Below are 16,630 nucleotides of genomic sequence, written 5' to 3'. Positions count from 1 at the left end.
GCGTTTATTGTTCAAATATAAACAATCATCACCGCATCGGAAAGGGCCGGGACCAGACAATCGCTTGGTACAGGCAAATCCAGTGCCGATTTTTTTGTTGATTGACCCGTCAATAAAAAATAATCCTGCTTCAAAGGATCATAGCGAGATGCCGAAAGTCGGAATGGAGCCATTGCGCCGCAAGGCGCTCATCGACGCGACGATCTCGGCGATCGGCGAGCGCGGTTCGCTCGACGTGACCATGTCCGAGATCGCCGGACGCGCCGGCGTTTCCTCGGCTCTTGCCCATCATTATTTCGGCGCCAAGGACGAATTGCTGCTGGCGACGATGCGGCACATCCTGTCCGAGCTTACCGCCGATACGTTGCGCGCCCTTGGTTCGGCTGCCACCCCGCGTCAACGCGTTTCGGCGGTGGTGGCCGTCAACTTCTCCGACATCCAGTTCCAACCGGAAACCATCGCCGCCTGGCTTGCCTTCTATGTCGAGGCACAGAAGTCCCCGGCCCTGCGCCGGCTGCTCAGGGTCTATGCACGGCGACTGCATTCGAACCTGATGAGCGGGCTGACCGGCATCTTGCCCAGAACCGAAGCCGACCGCGTCGCCGAAGCGACGGCGGCGATGATCGACGGGCTCTACATCAGGCGCGCATTGAAGGACGGCGTGCCTGATGCCGCGACCGCGATCGCGCTGGTCGAGGACTATCTCGAAACCAAACTTGGGGAGCGGCTTAAACAGTGACAATTCAGCGACCTAATTTCCTGATCGTCATGGTCGACCAGCTCAACGGGACTTTTTTTCCCGATGGGCCAGCGGCCTTCCTGCATGCCCCGAACTTGAAAGCGCTCGCGGCGCGGTCGGCGCGCTTTGCCAACAACTACACGGCGTCGCCGCTCTGCGCGCCGGGCCGGGCCTCGTTCATGAGCGGGCAATTGCCGTCGCGCACCGGCGTCTATGACAATGCCGCCGAATTCGCTTCATCGATCCCGACCTTTGCCCATCATCTGCGCGCCGCCGGCTACTACACCTGCCTGTCGGGCAAGATGCATTTCGTCGGGCCGGATCAGTTGCACGGTTTCGAGGAACGGCTGACCACCGACATCTACCCGGCCGATTTCGGCTGGACGCCGGATTACCGCAAGCCCGGCGAGCGTATAGACTGGTGGTACCACAATCTGGGCTCGGTGACCGGCGCCGGCGTCGCCGAGATCACCAACCAGATGGAGTATGACGACGAGGTCGTGTTCCTCGCCACGCAGAAGCTCTATCAGCTTTCGCGCGAACAGGACGATGCGGAGCACCGGCCCTGGTGCCTGACCGTTTCGTTGTCGCACCCGCATGATCCCTATGTTGCGCGCAGGCAGTATTGGGATCTCTATGAGCATTGCCAGGCGCTGGATCCGGAAACCGGGTTCATCGCGCATGACGAGCAGGACGCGCATTCCCGGCGGCTGTACCACGCCAGCGACTATCCTTCTTTCGAGATCACGCCGGAGCAGGTGCTTCGTTCGCGGCGCGGCTATTTCGCCAACATCTCTTACGTCGACGACAAGCTCGGCGAGATCCTGGACGTTCTCGAGCGCACCCGCATGGCCGACGACACCATCATCCTGTTCTGCTCGGACCATGGCGACATGCTCGGCGAACGCGGCCTTTGGTTCAAGATGAGCTTCTTCGAGGGTTCGGCGCGGGTGCCGCTGATGATTGCCGGCAAGGGTGTTCGCGCCGGACGGATCGAGACACCGGTCTCCAATCTCGACGTGGCGCCGACGCTTTGCGACCTCGCCGGCATCGACATTGCTGCGATCGCGCCGTGGACCGACGGCCAGTCGCTGCTGCCGCTCACCGAAGGCATCAAGCGCGCCGCGCCTGTCTTGATGGAGTATGCCGCCGAAGGGTCCAACGCGCCCTTGGTGGCGATCCGTGACGGCAGATACAAATTCGTCCATTGCGAGCTCGATCCGCCGCAATTGTTCGATCTCGAATCCGATCCGCTCGAGCGAAACAATCTGGCCGACGATCTCGCCAATGCGGGCCTGGTGTCGGCATACATGGATAAGGTCCAGGCGCGCTGGGACATGGCCGGCTTCGACGCCGCCGTGCGCGAAAGCCAGGCGCGCCGCTGGGTCGTCTATCCGGCGCTGCGCAACGGCGCCTATTACCCCTGGGATTTCCAGCCGCTGCAAAAAGCGTCCGAGCGTTACATGCGCAATCACATGAACCTCGACAATCTCGAAGAGAGCAAAAGGTATCCGCGAGGCGAATGATGTCAGACCTTCTCGTCCCCTCCATCGACCACCTCAAGCAGGCCTATGCCGTCACATCCAGGGCAACGCAGATCACGCCGCTGCTGGAATCGACAGCACTGGCCAGGGAGACGGGGGCGGCCCGCGTCTTCATCAAGCCGGAATCGCTGCAATGGGCCGGCTCGTTCAAGGTGCGCGGCGCCTATTGGCGCCTGAAGCAGCTTTCAGCCGACGAAGCGAAGAAGGGCGTCGTCGCCTACTCCTCCGGCAATTTCGCGCAAGGACTGGCGGCCGCCGGCCAGGCGCTCGGCATTCCCGTCACCATCGTCATGCCGATCGACGCACCGGCCGCCAAGCGTGACGCCACAGCGGGCTATGGCGCCCGCGTCGTGCTGACCGACCATGGCGAGCGCGCGCGCGAGGAAGTCGCCGCCGCCAAGGCACGCGAGATCGCTGAAACCGAAGGCTTGGCCCTGCTGCATCCCTTCGACGATCCGGAGATCGTCGCCGGCCAGGCGGGCGCCGGCCTCGAGGCGCTCGACCAGCTCGCCGCCAAGAACGCCAGCGCCGACCTCTTGTTCTGCTCGGTCGGGGGTGGTGGGCTGATCGGCGGCGTTTCGCTCGCGTTCCACTATCTGTCGCCCGTCACTGAGATCATCGGCGTCGAGCCGGAGGGTTTCAATGGCATGGGCTCCTCGCTGGCACATGGCAGCATCGAGACGATGCCGATCGGGCCGAAATCGATCTGCGACGGTTTGATGTCGCGACGGCCGGGCGATGCTCCGTTTGCCGCGGTGCAGACGGCAGGTGTTCGCGGCATCACCGTCGATGATCAATCGGTGCGGCGCGCCATGCGGATCGCCTTCGAGCGCATGAAGCTGGTGCTCGAACCATCGGGGGCGGCATCGCTCGCGGCACTGCTCGGCGGCAAGGTGGATGTGAAGGACAAGACCGTCCTTGTTGTGGCTACCGGCGGCAATGTCTCGCTCGCCGATTTTATGGCGCATATGAACCATGCTTGAAGCAGATTTCGTCATCATCGGCTCCGGCTCGGCCGGCTCGGCCATGGCCTATCGCCTGTCCGAGGACGGCAGGCATTCGGTCATCGTCATCGAATTCGGTGGCACCGATATCGGACCGCTGATCCAGATGCCGTCGGCGCTGTCGATCCCGCTCAACATGAGCCTCTATGACTGGGGCTTTGCTAGCGAGCCGGAACCGCATCTCGGCGGCCGCGTGCTGGCGACACCGCGCGGCAAGGTCATCGGTGGCTCGTCCTCGATCAACGGCATGGTCTATGTGCGCGGCCACGCCCGCGACTTCGACCATTGGGCCGAAGAGGGTGCGGCCGGCTGGGGCTTCGCCGACGTGCTCCCCTATTTCAGGCGCATGGAGGACTCGGACGGCGGCGAGGATGGCTGGCGCGGGCACGGCGGGCCACTGCATGTGCAGCGCGGCTCGCGTAAAAATCCGCTCTACGGCGCCTTTGTCGAGGCCGGCCGCCAGGCCGGGTTCGAATTGACGGAGGACTATAACGGTTCCAAGCAGGAAGGGTTTGGGCCGATGGAGCAGACCATCAACGGCGGCCGCCGCTGGTCGGCGGCATCAGCCTATCTGAAGCCGGCGCTGAAGCGCAAAAATGTGAGTCTGGTCAGGGGCTTTGCGCGGCGGGTGATCATTGAGAATCAGCGCGCCATCGGCGTCGAGATCGAAGCTCACAAACAGATTCAGGTCGTTAAGGCGCGACGTGAGGTGATCGTCGCCGCGTCGTCGATCAATTCGCCCAAGATCCTGATGCTGTCCGGCATCGGCCCGGCCGAACATTTGCGCGAAAACGGCATTCCGGTGGTGGTCGACAGGCCCGGCGTCGGCCGCAATTTGCAAGATCATATGGAACTCTACATCCAGCAGGAATCATTGCTGCCGATCACGCTCAATTCGGTGCTGAATCCGTTCTCGAAAGCGCTCATCGGGGCGCAGTGGCTGTTCCTCAAGACCGGGCTTGGCGCCACCAACCATTTCGAAGCGGCGGCCTTCGTGCGCTCACGTGCAGGCGTCGACTACCCCGACATCCAGTACCATTTCATCCCTGCCGCCGTCCGCTATGACGGCAAGGCGGCGGCAAAGTCGCACGGCTTCCAGGCGCATGTCGGGCCAATGCGCTCGAAGTCGCGCGGCTCGGTGACGCTGCGCTCGCCGGACCCGAAATCGAAGCCGGTGATCCACTTCAACTACATGTCGCATCCAGACGACTGGGCGGAGTTCCGCCACTGCATCCGGCTGACGCGCGAGATTTTCGGCCAGTCGGCGTTCGACCTCTATCGGGGCAAGGAAATATCGCCGGGCAGCCACGTGCAGTCGGACGACGATCTCGACATCTTCATCAGGGATCACGCAGAGAGCGCCTACCATCCTTGCGGTACCTGCAAGATGGGCCGCGCCGACGACATGATGAGTGTCGTCGATCCGGAGTGCCGGGTCATCGGCGTCGAAGGATTGCGGGTCGCCGATTCCTCGATCTTCCCGCGCGTCACCAACGGCAATCTCAATGCACCCTCGATCATGACCGGCGAGAAGGCTTCCGACCACATTCTTGGCCGCACGCCGCTGGCGCCGTCCAACCAGGAACCATGGATCAATCCGCGCTGGCAGGCGTCGGACAGATAGAGCATGATCGTGCGACTGCACGATCCGCATGCCGCGAAAGACAATCTGGAGACTTCCATGCGCGCTCAGCCCACGGCATCGCACTATGTCAACGGACGCTACATCGAGGACGAAGGCGGCGCCCCGCTGCCGGTCATCTATCCGGCAACCGGCGAGATCATCGCCATGCTGCGTTCGGCGACGCCGAACGTGCTGGAGCTCGCCGTCGAGGCAGCTCGCGCCGCGCAGCCCGCCTGGGCGCGGCTGAAGCCGGTCGAGCGCGGGCGCATCCTGCGCCGCGCCGCCGACATATTGCGCGCCCGCAACGCCGACCTCGCCCGCATCGAGACGCTGGACACCGGCAAGGCGATCCAGGAAACGCTGGTGGCGGACGCCCCTTCGGCGGCGGACTGCCTTGAATATTTCGGCGGTGCGGTTGCCGCCTACAATGGCGAGTCGGTCGATCTCGGCGGACCCTTCGCCTACACAAGGCGGGAGGCCCTCGGCGTCTGTGTCGGCATCGGCGCCTGGAACTACCCGATCCAGATCGCCGGCTGGAAATCGGCACCGGCGCTCGCCATGGGCAATGCCATGGTGTTCAAGCCGTCGGAAAACACGCCGCTTTCGGCACTGGCGCTGGCCGAGATCTACAGCGAGGCAGGGCTGCCTGACGGACTGTTCAACGTGGTGCAGGGCTATGGCGATGTCGGCGCCGGCCTCGTCGGCCACGATGTCGTCGCCAAGGTCTCGGTGACCGGTTCGGTGCCGACCGGCCGCAAGGTGCTGTCGCTGGCTGGCTCAAAAATGAAGCACGCTACGATGGAGCTCGGCGGCAAGTCGCCGCTGATCGTCTTCGACGACGCCGACATCGAGAACGCCATCGGCGGCGCCATGCTCGGCAATTTCTATTCGACCGGGCAGATCTGCTCCAACGGCACGCGGGTCTTCGTGCAGAGCGGCATCCACGACCGTTTCGTCGACCGCCTGATAGAGCGGACCAAGAAAATCCGCATCGGCGACCCGCTCGATCCCGAAACCCAGATGGGGCCGCTGGTCTCCAAGGCGCAGCACGACAAGGTGGTCGGCTATATCGAGGTCGGCAAGCAGGACCGAGCTGTTCTCGCCTGCGGCGGCAACGTGCCTTCGTTGCAGGGTTTCCAGGGTGGCTTCTTCGTCGAGCCGACGGTGTTCACCGGCGTCACCGATGGCATGCGTATCGCCCGTGAAGAAATTTTCGGACCAGTGATGAGCGTGCTGAAATTCGACGGCGAGGATGAAGTGATCGACCGCGCCAACGACACCGAATTCGGTCTTGCTGCCGGCGTCTTCACGCGCGACCTGCCGCGCGCCCACCGCGTCATCGCCGAGCTGCAGGCCGGCACCTGCTGGATCAACGCCTACAATCTGACGCCGGTCGAAATCCCGTTCGGCGGCTTCAAACAGTCAGGCATCGGACGCGAGAATTCACTGGCAGCGCTGGCGCTGTATTCGCAGCTGAAGTCGATCTATGTCGAGACCGGGGACGTGGCGAGCCCGTACTGATCCAGCCCTCTACGCCTTCGGATCGGCCGTGCTGTCCAGATATTGCGTCAGCGCACAGACCAGATGATAAAAGATACTGGCGGGCACGTCCGATGCCAGCGAGCGGCCGCGCTCATCGATGCGGTCGATCCACAGGCCGAGCGGCGCCGGGTCGATATGCCAGCGGAACAGCCGGCCGACGCGCGCTTCGATTTCAGGCTTGAGATCGGGGCCGCCCGAACCGTCGAGCGCGATTGCGGCCTTGACCGCTTCGGCCTGCGGCCAACTGCGCGATATCAGGTCTAGCGGCAGGCCTTGCCTGGAGACGGCGCCATAGGCAAGCCCGGTGGCGCGGTTGAGGCCATTGGCGACGGCCGAGGCGTAGAGTTTCCTGGCAAAGCCGCTCAACTCGGCCTGTCCGCTACGCCCGGCGAAATCGACCAGCAGCGAGGCCCATTCGAAATGATGGCCGGGCTCGGTCCATGAGCCCTTCTCGCCGGCGGAGGGTTTCCATTCGGCATCGAAATACTCGCCAAGCGTCCAGCTTTCCGGATCGAAGAAATGACTGCGAAAGAGGTCGATAATGCGCGCCGCGCGGCGCAGATGGGCGCGCTCGCCTGTCGCCTGGTACCAGGCGAGAAAGGCCTCGAGCAGGTGCATATGCGGGTTGGAGCGGCGCTCGCCTTTACCGTCCGATGTCTCAAGGAAGCCGGTCATGCGGCTGTCTTCGAGATGCGCATCGAGAAAGGCGAAGGTTTCCTCGCCAAGGCGCAAGGCGTCGGCATTGCCAGACATATGCGCATGCGCCAGTGCCAGGAGGACGCAGGAATGATCGTAGGCATCCTCGGTGGCGTCGGCGACCGAACCGTCGACATTCAGCGTCCGAACCCAGCCGCCTTTGTCGGTGCGGCCCTTGCCGGCCATGAAGGCGATGCCGTGGCTGATCAGCCGGTCGGCCGGACCGTCCCAGCCGCGCGCCCGGGCGACGGCGAAGGCATAGACCTGCCTTGCCATGGTGCGCATGCGCTTGGGCTTCATCAACGGCGAAGCGTCCAGGCCAAGCGCTTCGTGAAAACCACCATGGCGTTCGTCGACGCCCGATGTCGACCACAGCGGCAAGGTCTCCTGAAACAGCCAGTGGTGCACGCGCCGCCGCCAGGCCCCGCTTTCGATGACGCGGTCATGCGCCGGCGTGAACCTGGTTTCCAGGCGACCCGATTTTTCAAGCTGCTCGACGATCTTCTTGACGTGTTGGCTGTGGCTGACGGGAGCGACGAAGGTGGCATCCGATGTCGAAACGATGGCGATGTCCTTCATGCCGATCGCCGACAGCAGGCGGCCGTCGCTGCGGATGTAGGAATTCTGGCAATCGATGGCGACGACATCGCCGATGATGACATTGCCCCGGTCGTCTGCGGGGCCGACATCGAGCAGCGACTGCCACGAGCCGAGATCGTTCCAGCGGAAGCCGGCCGGCACCATCGCGATGTCTTTTGCCCGCTCCATTATGGCGTAGTCGATCGAGTTCGACGGAATGGCGGCGTAGAGTTCTAGCGGCATGTAAAGGCCGGACAGGTCCGATGTCGCTGCCTTGTAGGCTGCTTCGGTGGCCTGCCAGATATCCGGCTGGAACGCTATGAAGGCGTCACGCATGGTGCTGGCGCGAAACAGGAAGATGCCGGTGTTCCAGTAGAAATTTCCGGCCTTGAGATAGCTCTGCGCAGTCGCAAGATCCGGCTTTTCGACGAAGCGCGACACGTCGAAGATGCCGCCGCTTTCGGCTGCGACCTCGATATATCCGTAGCCGGTCTCTGGCTGTGTCGGCTTGATGCCGAACACCACCAGCCGGCCGCTACGCGCTGCCTCGGTGCCGGCTTCGACGCTTTGCCAAAACCGGCGCGGGGTCGATATCTCATGGTCAGACGGCACCACCAGCACCAGGCTGTCGCCGAACTCGGACAGTGTGCGTAGCGTCGCCAGTGCGACGGCGGCGGCTGTATTGCGTCCGGTCGGCTCAAACAGCGGCCCGCCGCCGGCGAGGTCGAGGCCGGCAAGATCGGCGTGGACGCGATCGGCATGGCGCTCCGCGGCGATCAGGAAGATCGGCGTTTCGCCCTCCGGCCGGGCCGTCAGCCGACGCAAGGTCTTGGCCAGCATCGAGCCGTCGCCCGACAGGTCGTGGAACTGCTTGGGATTGTCCTCGCGCGACAGCGGCCACAACCGCGAGCCGACGCCGCCGCTCATGACAAAACTGACAATCCGCTCGGTCATTCAACTACCATTCAAAAGGTCTGGTTGTAGGCGCCCACCTCGGGGCTGCGGCGCAGCACGGCGTCGACAGCCTCGAACATCTCCCGTCGACGCTGCGAGGACACCGGGCTTTCGACGACCACGACCAGTTCCGGCTTGTTCGACGAGGCGCGCACCAACCCCCAGGTGCCGTCATCGGCGACGACGCGCACGCCGTTGACGGTGATGAGGTCTGCGATCTTCTGGCCAGCGAAGACCATTCCATCCCGCTTCATGGCCTGAAAGTCGGCAACCACCCGCTCGACAACGCCATACTTCATATCGTCCGCGCAGTGCGGCGACATGGTCGGCGTGCCGAAGGTCAGCGGCAGCGCGCGGTAGAGATCGGCCATCGAACTGCCGGGACTGCGATCCAGCATCTGGCAGATGGCGATGGCGGTGACCAAGCCGTCGTCGTAGCCGCGGCCGATCGGCGGGTTGAAGAAGAAATGGCCCGACTTTTCGAAACCGGCGACGGCGCCAAGCTCGGCGACGCGGCGCTTTATGTAGGAGTGGCCGGTCTTCCAGTAGTCGGTGATGGCGCCGTTCGCGCGCAGCACGCTGTCTGTGTTGAACAGGCCGGTCGACTTGACGTCGACGACGAAGGTCGAGCCCGGATGCAGGCTGGAGATATCGCGCGCCAGCATCACACCCACCTTGTCGGCAAAAATCTCATTGCCCTCATTGTCGACGACGCCGCAGCGATCACCGTCGCCATCGAAGCCAAGGCCGACATCGGCTCCAGTCTCCAGCACCTTCTCCCTGATGGCATGCAGCATCTGCATGTCCTCGGGATTGGGGTTGTAGCGCGGAAACGTATGGTCGAGTTCGACATCGAGCGGGATGACCTCGCAGCCGATGCGCTGCAGCGCTTGCGGCGCGAAAGCCCCGGCGGTGCCGTTGCCGCAGGCGACGACCACTTTCAGCTTTCGGGCGATGCGCTGGTCCTTGGTCAGATCGTCGAGATAAGTGGCGCGAAAATCGCGGACGAAATCGTAGGAGCCGCCGCCGACGAGATCGAAATCACCAGCCAGCACGATCGCCTTCAGCGCGCTCATCTGTTCCGGTCCGAAAGTCAGCGGCCGCGCCGCACCCATCTTGACGCCGGTCCAGCCATTCTCGTTATGCGAGGCGGTGACCATGGCGACCGAAGGCAAGTCCAGTGCGAACTGGGCAAAATAGGCCGTCGGCGACAACGCCAAGCCGATGTCCCTCACCCGTGCGCCCGCGGCCATCAGGCCCGACACCAGCGCCAGCTTGATCGACAGCGAATAGGAGCGGAAATCATGCCCGGTGACGATATCGGGACCGGCACCGACACGGCGGATCAGCGTGCCAAGCCCCATGCCAAGTGCCTGGACGCCGACCAGATTGAGCTCCGGCAGTTGCGCGGAGCCGGGATGGCCGAACCACCAGCGCGCATCATATTCGCGAAAGCCGGATGGCTTGATCAGCGCTTCGGTTTCGAATTTGAAACTGTTGGGCCGTGCGTCGCCAACGATGCTGAAGGACAAGACTGGAAAACTCCGAATGGCGGAAATTACGAGTTGTCGAGGGCGCGGCTTAGCACAGAAGGCTTTAAGCCACGTTTATCCCGTGAGGGAATCCGAGCCTTTCGGACTATGCTCGACGAAATGCGACAGAAGTGCTGCCATGCCGCTTGCAGGAACGAAGTGTGGCGGCTATAAGCCCGCGGTCTGGTCACGGAGTGTAGCGCAGCCTGGTAGCGCACCTCGTTCGGGACGAGGGGGTCGCAGGTTCAAATCCTGCCACTCCGACCAGAAAAAACAAGGAGTTAGCGCATCCCGACTTCGGCGCTCCACCTGCTCCTTGAGCGAGATTACTCGCGTCCCCCGCCAGTCGGATGAGCGAACGCCTATTCGCCGTGTCTCTGTGGCCGGTCGACAGCGATGCGTGTTGCACTGGACAGTGACCAGACGGCCTCAACCGGCCGCCTGATGCTTTCGTACGTGCGGACAGATTCCGGAAACATCCCGACTGGTACGCGCGTCCCGCTCAGCGGAGGCCAAAAAAGCTCAAGATCGCTATCACGATGACCACAGCTCCAACGAGCCAAATGATATTGTTCATGATCTCTCTCCTGTTGCCTGGGGAAGCCCGCGCCTCTGGCAGAGAACGCGGGCCGACCAGCCTTTGCCGACTGATCCGCAGCAGACACCAAATCGTGATCCCGGCTGCGAGAAATAAAACCATCAGGCACGCCTAATGTTCCGTCGTTTGACGAGATCCAGCGATGACCCGTGAACATTCGGGTCGATGCCGGACGCCCGGAACCAAAGCAATCAAGGGCAGTTATCCAACGAAGGGCTAATTAAGAACATGGAGAAATTGCAATGAAAACAATGATCATGTGCGCGTTGGCGCTTTCCATTGGACTGCCCGTTATGGCTTCGGCAGCCGAAGCCGATGTGGTTGTTAGAACCCATCATCGACATCACGGCAGCGTCAAGATCATCAACGAAGACGGCCAGCGCTTGCACCACCGCCGCCATGGTACTGTGGCGTTCTATGACCATGGGCGCCGGCATCATCACCGCGATACCGTTGTCGTGACAGGTTCCGTCTCCACCCATCGCCATCACCATCGGCACCATCCCGTGGTGATCGAAAACGACGGGTACTGACCACAGATCTCCGGCCCGATTCTTGATGGAGTCGGGCCACTTTTGGCACGCATCCCGATCATGCTTTGGCGGCGCCGTCGGCAAGATCATTGCGCCTCACGACCAGACTTAGGTCCGACCCCTGCCCGACCGAAGTCCAGGTTGGAAACGTCTGCCCTTGCCCCAAATTCGGGTGGCGGGAAAAAGTGATCAAGTGAAACTAAGAGCAGCAGCATGTCCAACCGTGAAGCCAAAAGATCCCATGCCCTGAGCATGCGCATGACAGAGATCAGGGCCAGGATGCAGGAAGCCCGGATTACCGAAGACGAGATGAAGACCTTCCAGAAGGTCGCGGCCATCATGGAGGGCGGCGAGGGCCGAATCGAGGTTGACGACCTGATTGCCGCGTCATTCCTCACCGACACGCTCCTGAACAACCAGAAACGTTAAGCGACCATGCCGACGATTAGCAGACTTTTTGATTCCCCCGCCGATGCGGCGCGGGTCGCCAGCGACTTGGTGACGGCCGGAATTCCTCGCGTACAGATCGCGATCATCGGGCCTTACAATGACGAGGCGGGATCTCTTCGGGTTTCCGCTTTGGGATCGTTACTTGGCGCTGCCGCCGGCGGGTTGGCCTGCCTGAGCGCCGTTGCGGCCTATGGCATCAATCCTGTTGCTGCGAGCGTATTGTCAACAGCGATGGCTGGCGCGGTCTGTGGCGGCGTTGCCGGCGGTCTGTTTGGGACATTCGCCATGGCCGCCATAAAGGCGGATGATAAGGAGGTTGCCGAAGGGGTCGTTCTGGTGACGGCGCACGTCGATGAAAATGACGCCGACATCGCTCAGACGGTGCTCGGGGGTTGCCCCCCGTCGACGTTCGTTGCCGAGGCAGCGTAGGAAAGGCCGCCCGACGTCGCCGGAACCGGTCCTCTCCGTTTGCCAGCGATTGAGCCCAACACTCGGCAGATAGCAATTCGAGTGACTGAGAATGTTCCTGCGTCGGCCGGACAGGCCGGCCCAGTGGCAGGTTCGTTCGCGGCCGCATATTTTGACGAAAAGGTCCGTCGCCTTTAGGGTCGATGGACCTGATGGAGTCAGTGAAACGGCGGGCCGAGTGCGACATGAATTTGAATTCAACCACAGCCCCGCCCTTGATTCTTGTGATGACGCTGGTTCTCGTCGCTGGCTGTTCATCGCTCGGCAGAACCGTCGATCCAGCGAAATACGATTCGATGACGTGCACCGACCTCAACAGTGCGATGGGAGACGTCGCCCGTGACATCTCGCAAACGGCAATCACGCGCGGCAAGGTCGCCAACACCAATGTTCCACGCTGGCTGCTCGGCGGCTCACGCGTGCAGACGGCGGTAGCCAACCGTGAAACAGCCAGGATTGACCGGCTTAAGCGGCAACAGGATGCCATTGCCGCTGTGCGAGCGCGCAAGTGCCCGAGGTCCGCGAATTGAGCGGACAGCCAATGCCTCGGTGCGGAGCCCGGTTCAGGCGCTCAGGCGAAATCGCGTCACGTCGATCGCGGCGGCCATCAGCGTCTGTGTGTAGACGTGCTGCGGATTGCTGAAGATCGCCTCGGTCGGTCCCTCCTCGACGATCTTGCCCTGCTTCATGACGATGATGTAGTCGGCCATGGCGCGCACCACCGACAGATCGTGGCTGATGAAGAGATAGGACAGTTCGTGGTCCGCCTGCAGCTTGCGCAGCAGTTCGACGATCTGTTTCTGCACAGAGCGATCGAGCGCAGAGGTCGGCTCATCCAATACCACCAGCCTGGGCTTGAGGATCATGGCGCGGGCAATGGCAATGCGCTGCCGCTGGCCGCCGGAGAATTCGTGCGGGTAGCGATTGCGCGCGTTGGGGTCGAGGCCGACCTCGCGCAAGGCCTCGACCGCGCGTTGATCACGCTGCTTGCCCGAAAGATCAGGCTCATGCACCAGAAGTCCTTCGGTGATGACCTGGCCGACGGTCATGCGCGGCGACAGCGAGCCGAACGGGTCCTGGAAGACGAGCTGCATCTGGCGCCGCAGCGGCCGCATCGCCTGCCGGTCGGCTTGGGAAATGTCGCGATCGCCGAAACGGATGAGCCCGTCGCTCGGCAACAGCCGCAGCAAGGCGCGGCCGAGGGTCGACTTGCCCGAGCCGGATTCACCAACGATGCCGATGGTCTGGTTGCGCTGCAGCCGGATGGAAATGTGATCGACGGCACGCAGCATCAGCGGTTCACCAGCAAGAAACCCGCCGCCGATCCTGAACGTCACTTCGACATTCCTGCCTTCGAGCAACACTGGAGCATTGGCGGGCGGCGGCGCCTTGCTGCCGGTCGGCTCGGCCGCCAGCAGCATTTTCGTGTAGGCATGCTGTGGGTTGACGAAGATGGCTTCGGCCTCGCCCTCCTCGACAACTTCGCCCTGGCGCATGACATAGACCCGATCGGCAAAGCGGCGGACGATGCCAAGATCGTGGGTGATGAAGACGATCGCCGTGCCGAGCTTGCGCTGCAATTCGGCCAGAAGCATCAGGATCTGCGCCTGTATGGTCACGTCGAGCGCCGTCGTCGGCTCGTCGGCGATGAGAATGTCGGGATCGTTGGCGAGCGCCATGGCGATCATGACGCGCTGGCGCTGGCCACCGGACATTTCGTGCGGATAGGATTTCATCCGCCGCTCGGGATCTGGAATATGCACCAGCCGCAAAAGCTTGAGCGCCTCTTCGTGCGCCTCTGCGGTGTTTAGGCCCCGATGCCGTCGGATCGGTTCGATCAACTGGTTGCCGATCGAATAGAGCGGATCGAGCGAGGTCATCGGCTCCTGGAAGATCATGCTGATCTTGGCGCCGCGGACCTTGTTGAGTTCGGATTTGCTCAGAGTCAGAAGGTTGCGGCCGCGATAGTCGACACTGCCTGTCGCTTCGCCATTCGATGCCAGCAGGCTCATCGCCGCCATCATCGTCTGGCTCTTGCCGGATCCGGATTCGCCAACCACGGCAACGGTCTCGCCCGCATTGACGTGGATGTTGATGCCCTTGACCGCCTCGACGGCGCCGTCAAGCGTGCGGAAGCGGACGCGCAGGTCCTTGACGCTGAGGATCGTTTCGGAAGCAGCCATCTTAGCGATCCCCATCTTTATCGATCTCTTGGGTCCAGTGCGTCGCGCAGGCCGTCGCCGACGAAGTTCAGCGCGAACAGCGTCGAGACGAGGAAGAAGGCGGGAAACAGGAGCAGCCAGTTGGCGGTGCCGATGTTCTTGGCGCCAACCGAGATCAGCACGCCCCAGCTGGTCATCGGCTCCTGCACGCCGAGCCCGAGAAACGACAGGAAGCTTTCCAGGATGATGACCTGCGGCACCAGCAGCGTCATGTAGATGACCACCGGGCCGAGCAGGTTGGGGATGACGTGGCGCAGCAGGATGCCGCGCTGGCCGACACCCATGGCTTCCGCCGCCTGGACATATTCCTGGCGGCGGATCGACAGCGCCTGGCCGCGCACGATGCGCGCCATGTCGAGCCACAGCACGGCGCCGACCGCCAGGAACATCAGCACGAAGTTGCGGCCGAAGAACACCACCAGCATGATGACGAAGAAGATGAAAGGCAAGGAATAGAGCACGTCGACGATGCGCATCATCACCTCGTCGACCTTGCCTCCGGCAAAACCGGCAGCGGCCCCGTAGACCACGCCGATGACCACCGCCACGACGCCCGCGAGCAGGCCGATGGCCAGCGATATGCGCCCGGCCATCAGCGTGCGCGACAACAGGTCCCGGCCGGTGTTGTCGGTGCCGAACAGGAAATATTGCTGCTTGATCGAGGCGCTCATCGTCACTTCGAGACCGTCGGGCGACTTGCTCTCGATCCTGGTGCCGTCAAAGGCATCGGAGCGGTCGAGATAGCGGATGTTGCGGTCGTCGATCGGCCTGGTTGACTTGACGGTGACGAAGACTTGGTTGCCTTCCTGCCGCCATTCCTTGATGTCGACCCGCATGCGCTTGATCGCTTCGGTGAGCGCCGTCTCGATCATGTCGGCCTTCGGATAGGCTGACAGGCTTGGCGGCATGCGCACGTAGTCGGCATAGATGGTGGTGTATTGATGCGGCACGAACCACGGCCCGAACACGCTGATGACACCGATCAGGGCAAGGTAATACAGGCTGAACATGGCGGCGCGATTGGCCTTGAGCCGCGCCCAGGCATCCCCCCAGAGCGAACGGCCGATGACGGTGGAGGCGGCTGTGGCTGCGATGTCAGTCATAGCGCACCCTCGGATCGACGACCGCGTACATGACGTCGACGATCAGGTTGAAGACAATGGTAAAGATGGCGATCACCACCACCGTTCCCATCACCAGCGTGTAATCACGGTTGAGCGCGGCATCGACGAAATAGCGGCCGACGCCCGGAATGGAGAAGATCGTCTCGACGATGACCGAGCCGGTCAGCAATGCCGCCGCCGCCGGACCGGTGAAGGAGACGATCGGCAGGATGGCACCGCGCAGCGCGTGCTTGACCACCACCGACCAGTCGGACAGGCCGAGCGCGCGCGCCGTGCGGATGTGGTGGGACCGCAAGGATTCGATCATCGAGCCACGCATCAGCCGGGCGACGATCGCGATCTGCGGCAGAGCGATCGTCAGCACCGGACCGACCTTGTTGATGAAAGCGCCATCGCCCCACCCACCGATCGGCAGCAGCCTCCAGGTCAGCCCGAACAGGAGCTGGATCACCGGCGCGATGACGAAGGTTGGGATGGTGCTGCCGGCCGTCGCCAGCGCGATCACCGTATAGTCGCCAAGCTTGTTTTGGTTAAGCGCCGCAATGGTGCCGAGCACCGAACCGAGCAGCAGCGCCAGGACGAGCGCCGAGGCGCCGAGCTGAACCGAAATGGGCAGCCCCTTGGCGAACAGTTCGGTGACGGTGAAATCCGGCATGTTGTAGCTCGGACCGAAATTGCCGCGCAACAGATTGCCGAGATAGTGGACGAATTGCAGCCAGAGCGGATCGTTGAGCCCGAACTGGGCTTCGAGATTGGCCCTGATCTCGGGACTAAGCCCCCGCTCCTGGTTGAATGGACCGCCCGGCGCGATGCGCATCAGGAAAAACGCCATTGTCACGATGACGAACAGCGTTGGAATGGCGGTCAGAAGCCGCCGTAATACGTATCGCAGCATCGGTGCCCCGCTTGATCCAGAGCCGCGCGCTCGAGTTGGACGGCCGCGCTCCAGCTTTCAAATCTTCGCACCGACATTGCCGAAATCGAATTCCGATACCCGGGCCGGTGCGATGGCAAACCATCG

Annotated in this window: 14 protein-coding genes and 1 tRNA gene; 10 read left to right on the top strand and 5 right to left on the bottom strand. The window is 62.7% G+C overall.

Annotated elements, in window-relative coordinates; translation table 11 throughout:
* Positions 1 to 148: 148 nt before the first annotated feature.
* Genes betI through betB form a run of 5 tightly spaced genes read left to right on the top strand, consistent with a single transcriptional unit; the run spans position 149 to position 6,432 of the window.
* Complete coding sequence (gene betI, locus EOA16_RS08990) at positions 149 to 739, top strand: transcriptional regulator BetI (protein ID WP_127257246.1); 591 nt, start codon at positions 149 to 151, stop codon at positions 737 to 739.
* A complete protein-coding gene (betC, locus tag EOA16_RS08985) occupies positions 736 to 2,265 on the top strand; it encodes a choline-sulfatase (RefSeq protein ID WP_164754181.1) in 1,530 nt (509 codons plus the stop codon). Before betI ends, betC begins: the two co-directional genes overlap by 4 nt.
* Positions 2,265 to 3,266, top strand: coding sequence for a threonine/serine dehydratase (locus tag EOA16_RS08980; RefSeq protein ID WP_127257244.1), 1,002 nt, complete (start codon positions 2,265 to 2,267; stop codon positions 3,264 to 3,266). The genes betC and EOA16_RS08980 overlap by 1 nt, the downstream gene beginning before the upstream one ends.
* Entirely contained in the window at positions 3,259 to 4,911 is a 1,653-nt protein-coding gene (betA, locus tag EOA16_RS08975) for a choline dehydrogenase (protein WP_127257243.1), read from the top strand. Before EOA16_RS08980 ends, betA begins: the two co-directional genes overlap by 8 nt.
* Positions 4,912 to 4,968: 57 nt before the next feature.
* On the top strand, positions 4,969 to 6,432 hold the full coding sequence (gene betB / locus EOA16_RS08970; RefSeq protein ID WP_127257241.1) for a betaine-aldehyde dehydrogenase: 1,464 nt from the start codon (positions 4,969 to 4,971) through the stop codon (positions 6,430 to 6,432).
* Between the two features lie 9 nt (positions 6,433 to 6,441).
* Here betB and EOA16_RS08965 read toward each other — a convergent pair whose 3' ends face one another.
* Positions 6,442 to 8,682, bottom strand: a complete 2,241-nt coding sequence (locus EOA16_RS08965; RefSeq protein WP_127257240.1) for a mannose-1-phosphate guanylyltransferase/mannose-6-phosphate isomerase — start codon at positions 8,680 to 8,682, stop codon at positions 6,442 to 6,444.
* An 11-nt stretch (positions 8,683 to 8,693) separates the two neighbouring features.
* A complete protein-coding gene (locus EOA16_RS08960; RefSeq protein ID WP_127257238.1) occupies positions 8,694 to 10,214 on the bottom strand; it encodes a phosphomannomutase/phosphoglucomutase in 1,521 nt (506 codons plus the stop codon).
* Positions 10,215 to 10,404: 190 nt separating this feature from the next.
* Here EOA16_RS08960 and EOA16_RS08955 point away from each other — a divergent pair.
* The 5 genes from EOA16_RS08955 to EOA16_RS08930 all read left to right on the top strand — a co-directional run bounded on the left by EOA16_RS08955 (position 10,405) and on the right by EOA16_RS08930 (position 12,793).
* A tRNA-Pro gene (locus EOA16_RS08955) sits at positions 10,405 to 10,481 on the top strand.
* 573 nt (positions 10,482 to 11,054) lie between these two features.
* Positions 11,055 to 11,345, top strand: coding sequence for a hypothetical protein (locus EOA16_RS08945; protein ID WP_127257235.1), 291 nt, complete (start codon positions 11,055 to 11,057; stop codon positions 11,343 to 11,345).
* A gap of 213 nt (positions 11,346 to 11,558) precedes the next feature.
* Positions 11,559 to 11,774 carry a hypothetical protein gene (locus EOA16_RS08940; RefSeq protein WP_127257234.1) on the top strand — a complete coding sequence of 72 codons (216 nt, stop codon included), beginning with the start codon at positions 11,559 to 11,561 and terminating at the stop codon, positions 11,772 to 11,774.
* 6 nt (positions 11,775 to 11,780) lie between these two features.
* Entirely contained in the window at positions 11,781 to 12,224 is a 444-nt protein-coding gene (locus EOA16_RS33075; RefSeq protein ID WP_245455889.1) for a hypothetical protein, read from the top strand.
* A 224-nt stretch (positions 12,225 to 12,448) separates the two neighbouring features.
* On the top strand, positions 12,449 to 12,793 hold the full coding sequence (locus tag EOA16_RS08930) for a hypothetical protein (protein ID WP_127257425.1): 345 nt from the start codon (positions 12,449 to 12,451) through the stop codon (positions 12,791 to 12,793).
* Positions 12,794 to 12,826: 33 nt separating this feature from the next.
* Here EOA16_RS08930 and EOA16_RS08925 read toward each other — a convergent pair whose 3' ends face one another.
* Genes EOA16_RS08925 through EOA16_RS08915 form a run of 3 tightly spaced genes read right to left on the bottom strand, consistent with a single transcriptional unit; the run spans position 12,827 to position 16,504 of the window.
* Positions 12,827 to 14,446, bottom strand: coding sequence for an ABC transporter ATP-binding protein (locus tag EOA16_RS08925; protein ID WP_127257232.1), 1,620 nt, complete (start codon positions 14,444 to 14,446; stop codon positions 12,827 to 12,829).
* 17 nt (positions 14,447 to 14,463) lie between these two features.
* Positions 14,464 to 15,588: an ABC transporter permease subunit gene (locus EOA16_RS08920; RefSeq protein WP_127257230.1), complete on the bottom strand. Its 1,125-nt coding sequence runs from the start codon at positions 15,586 to 15,588 to the stop codon at positions 14,464 to 14,466.
* Positions 15,581 to 16,504 carry an ABC transporter permease subunit gene (locus EOA16_RS08915; protein WP_127257229.1) on the bottom strand — a complete coding sequence of 308 codons (924 nt, stop codon included), beginning with the start codon at positions 16,502 to 16,504 and terminating at the stop codon, positions 15,581 to 15,583. The genes EOA16_RS08920 and EOA16_RS08915 overlap by 8 nt, the downstream gene beginning before the upstream one ends.
* Between the last annotated feature and the right edge of the window lie 126 nt (positions 16,505 to 16,630).

This window comes from Mesorhizobium sp. M7A.F.Ca.US.008.03.1.1, from assembly GCF_003997495.1.
GTDB lineage: Bacteria > Pseudomonadota > Alphaproteobacteria > Rhizobiales > Rhizobiaceae > Mesorhizobium.
This window is presented reverse-complemented; position numbering and strand designations above follow the sequence as displayed.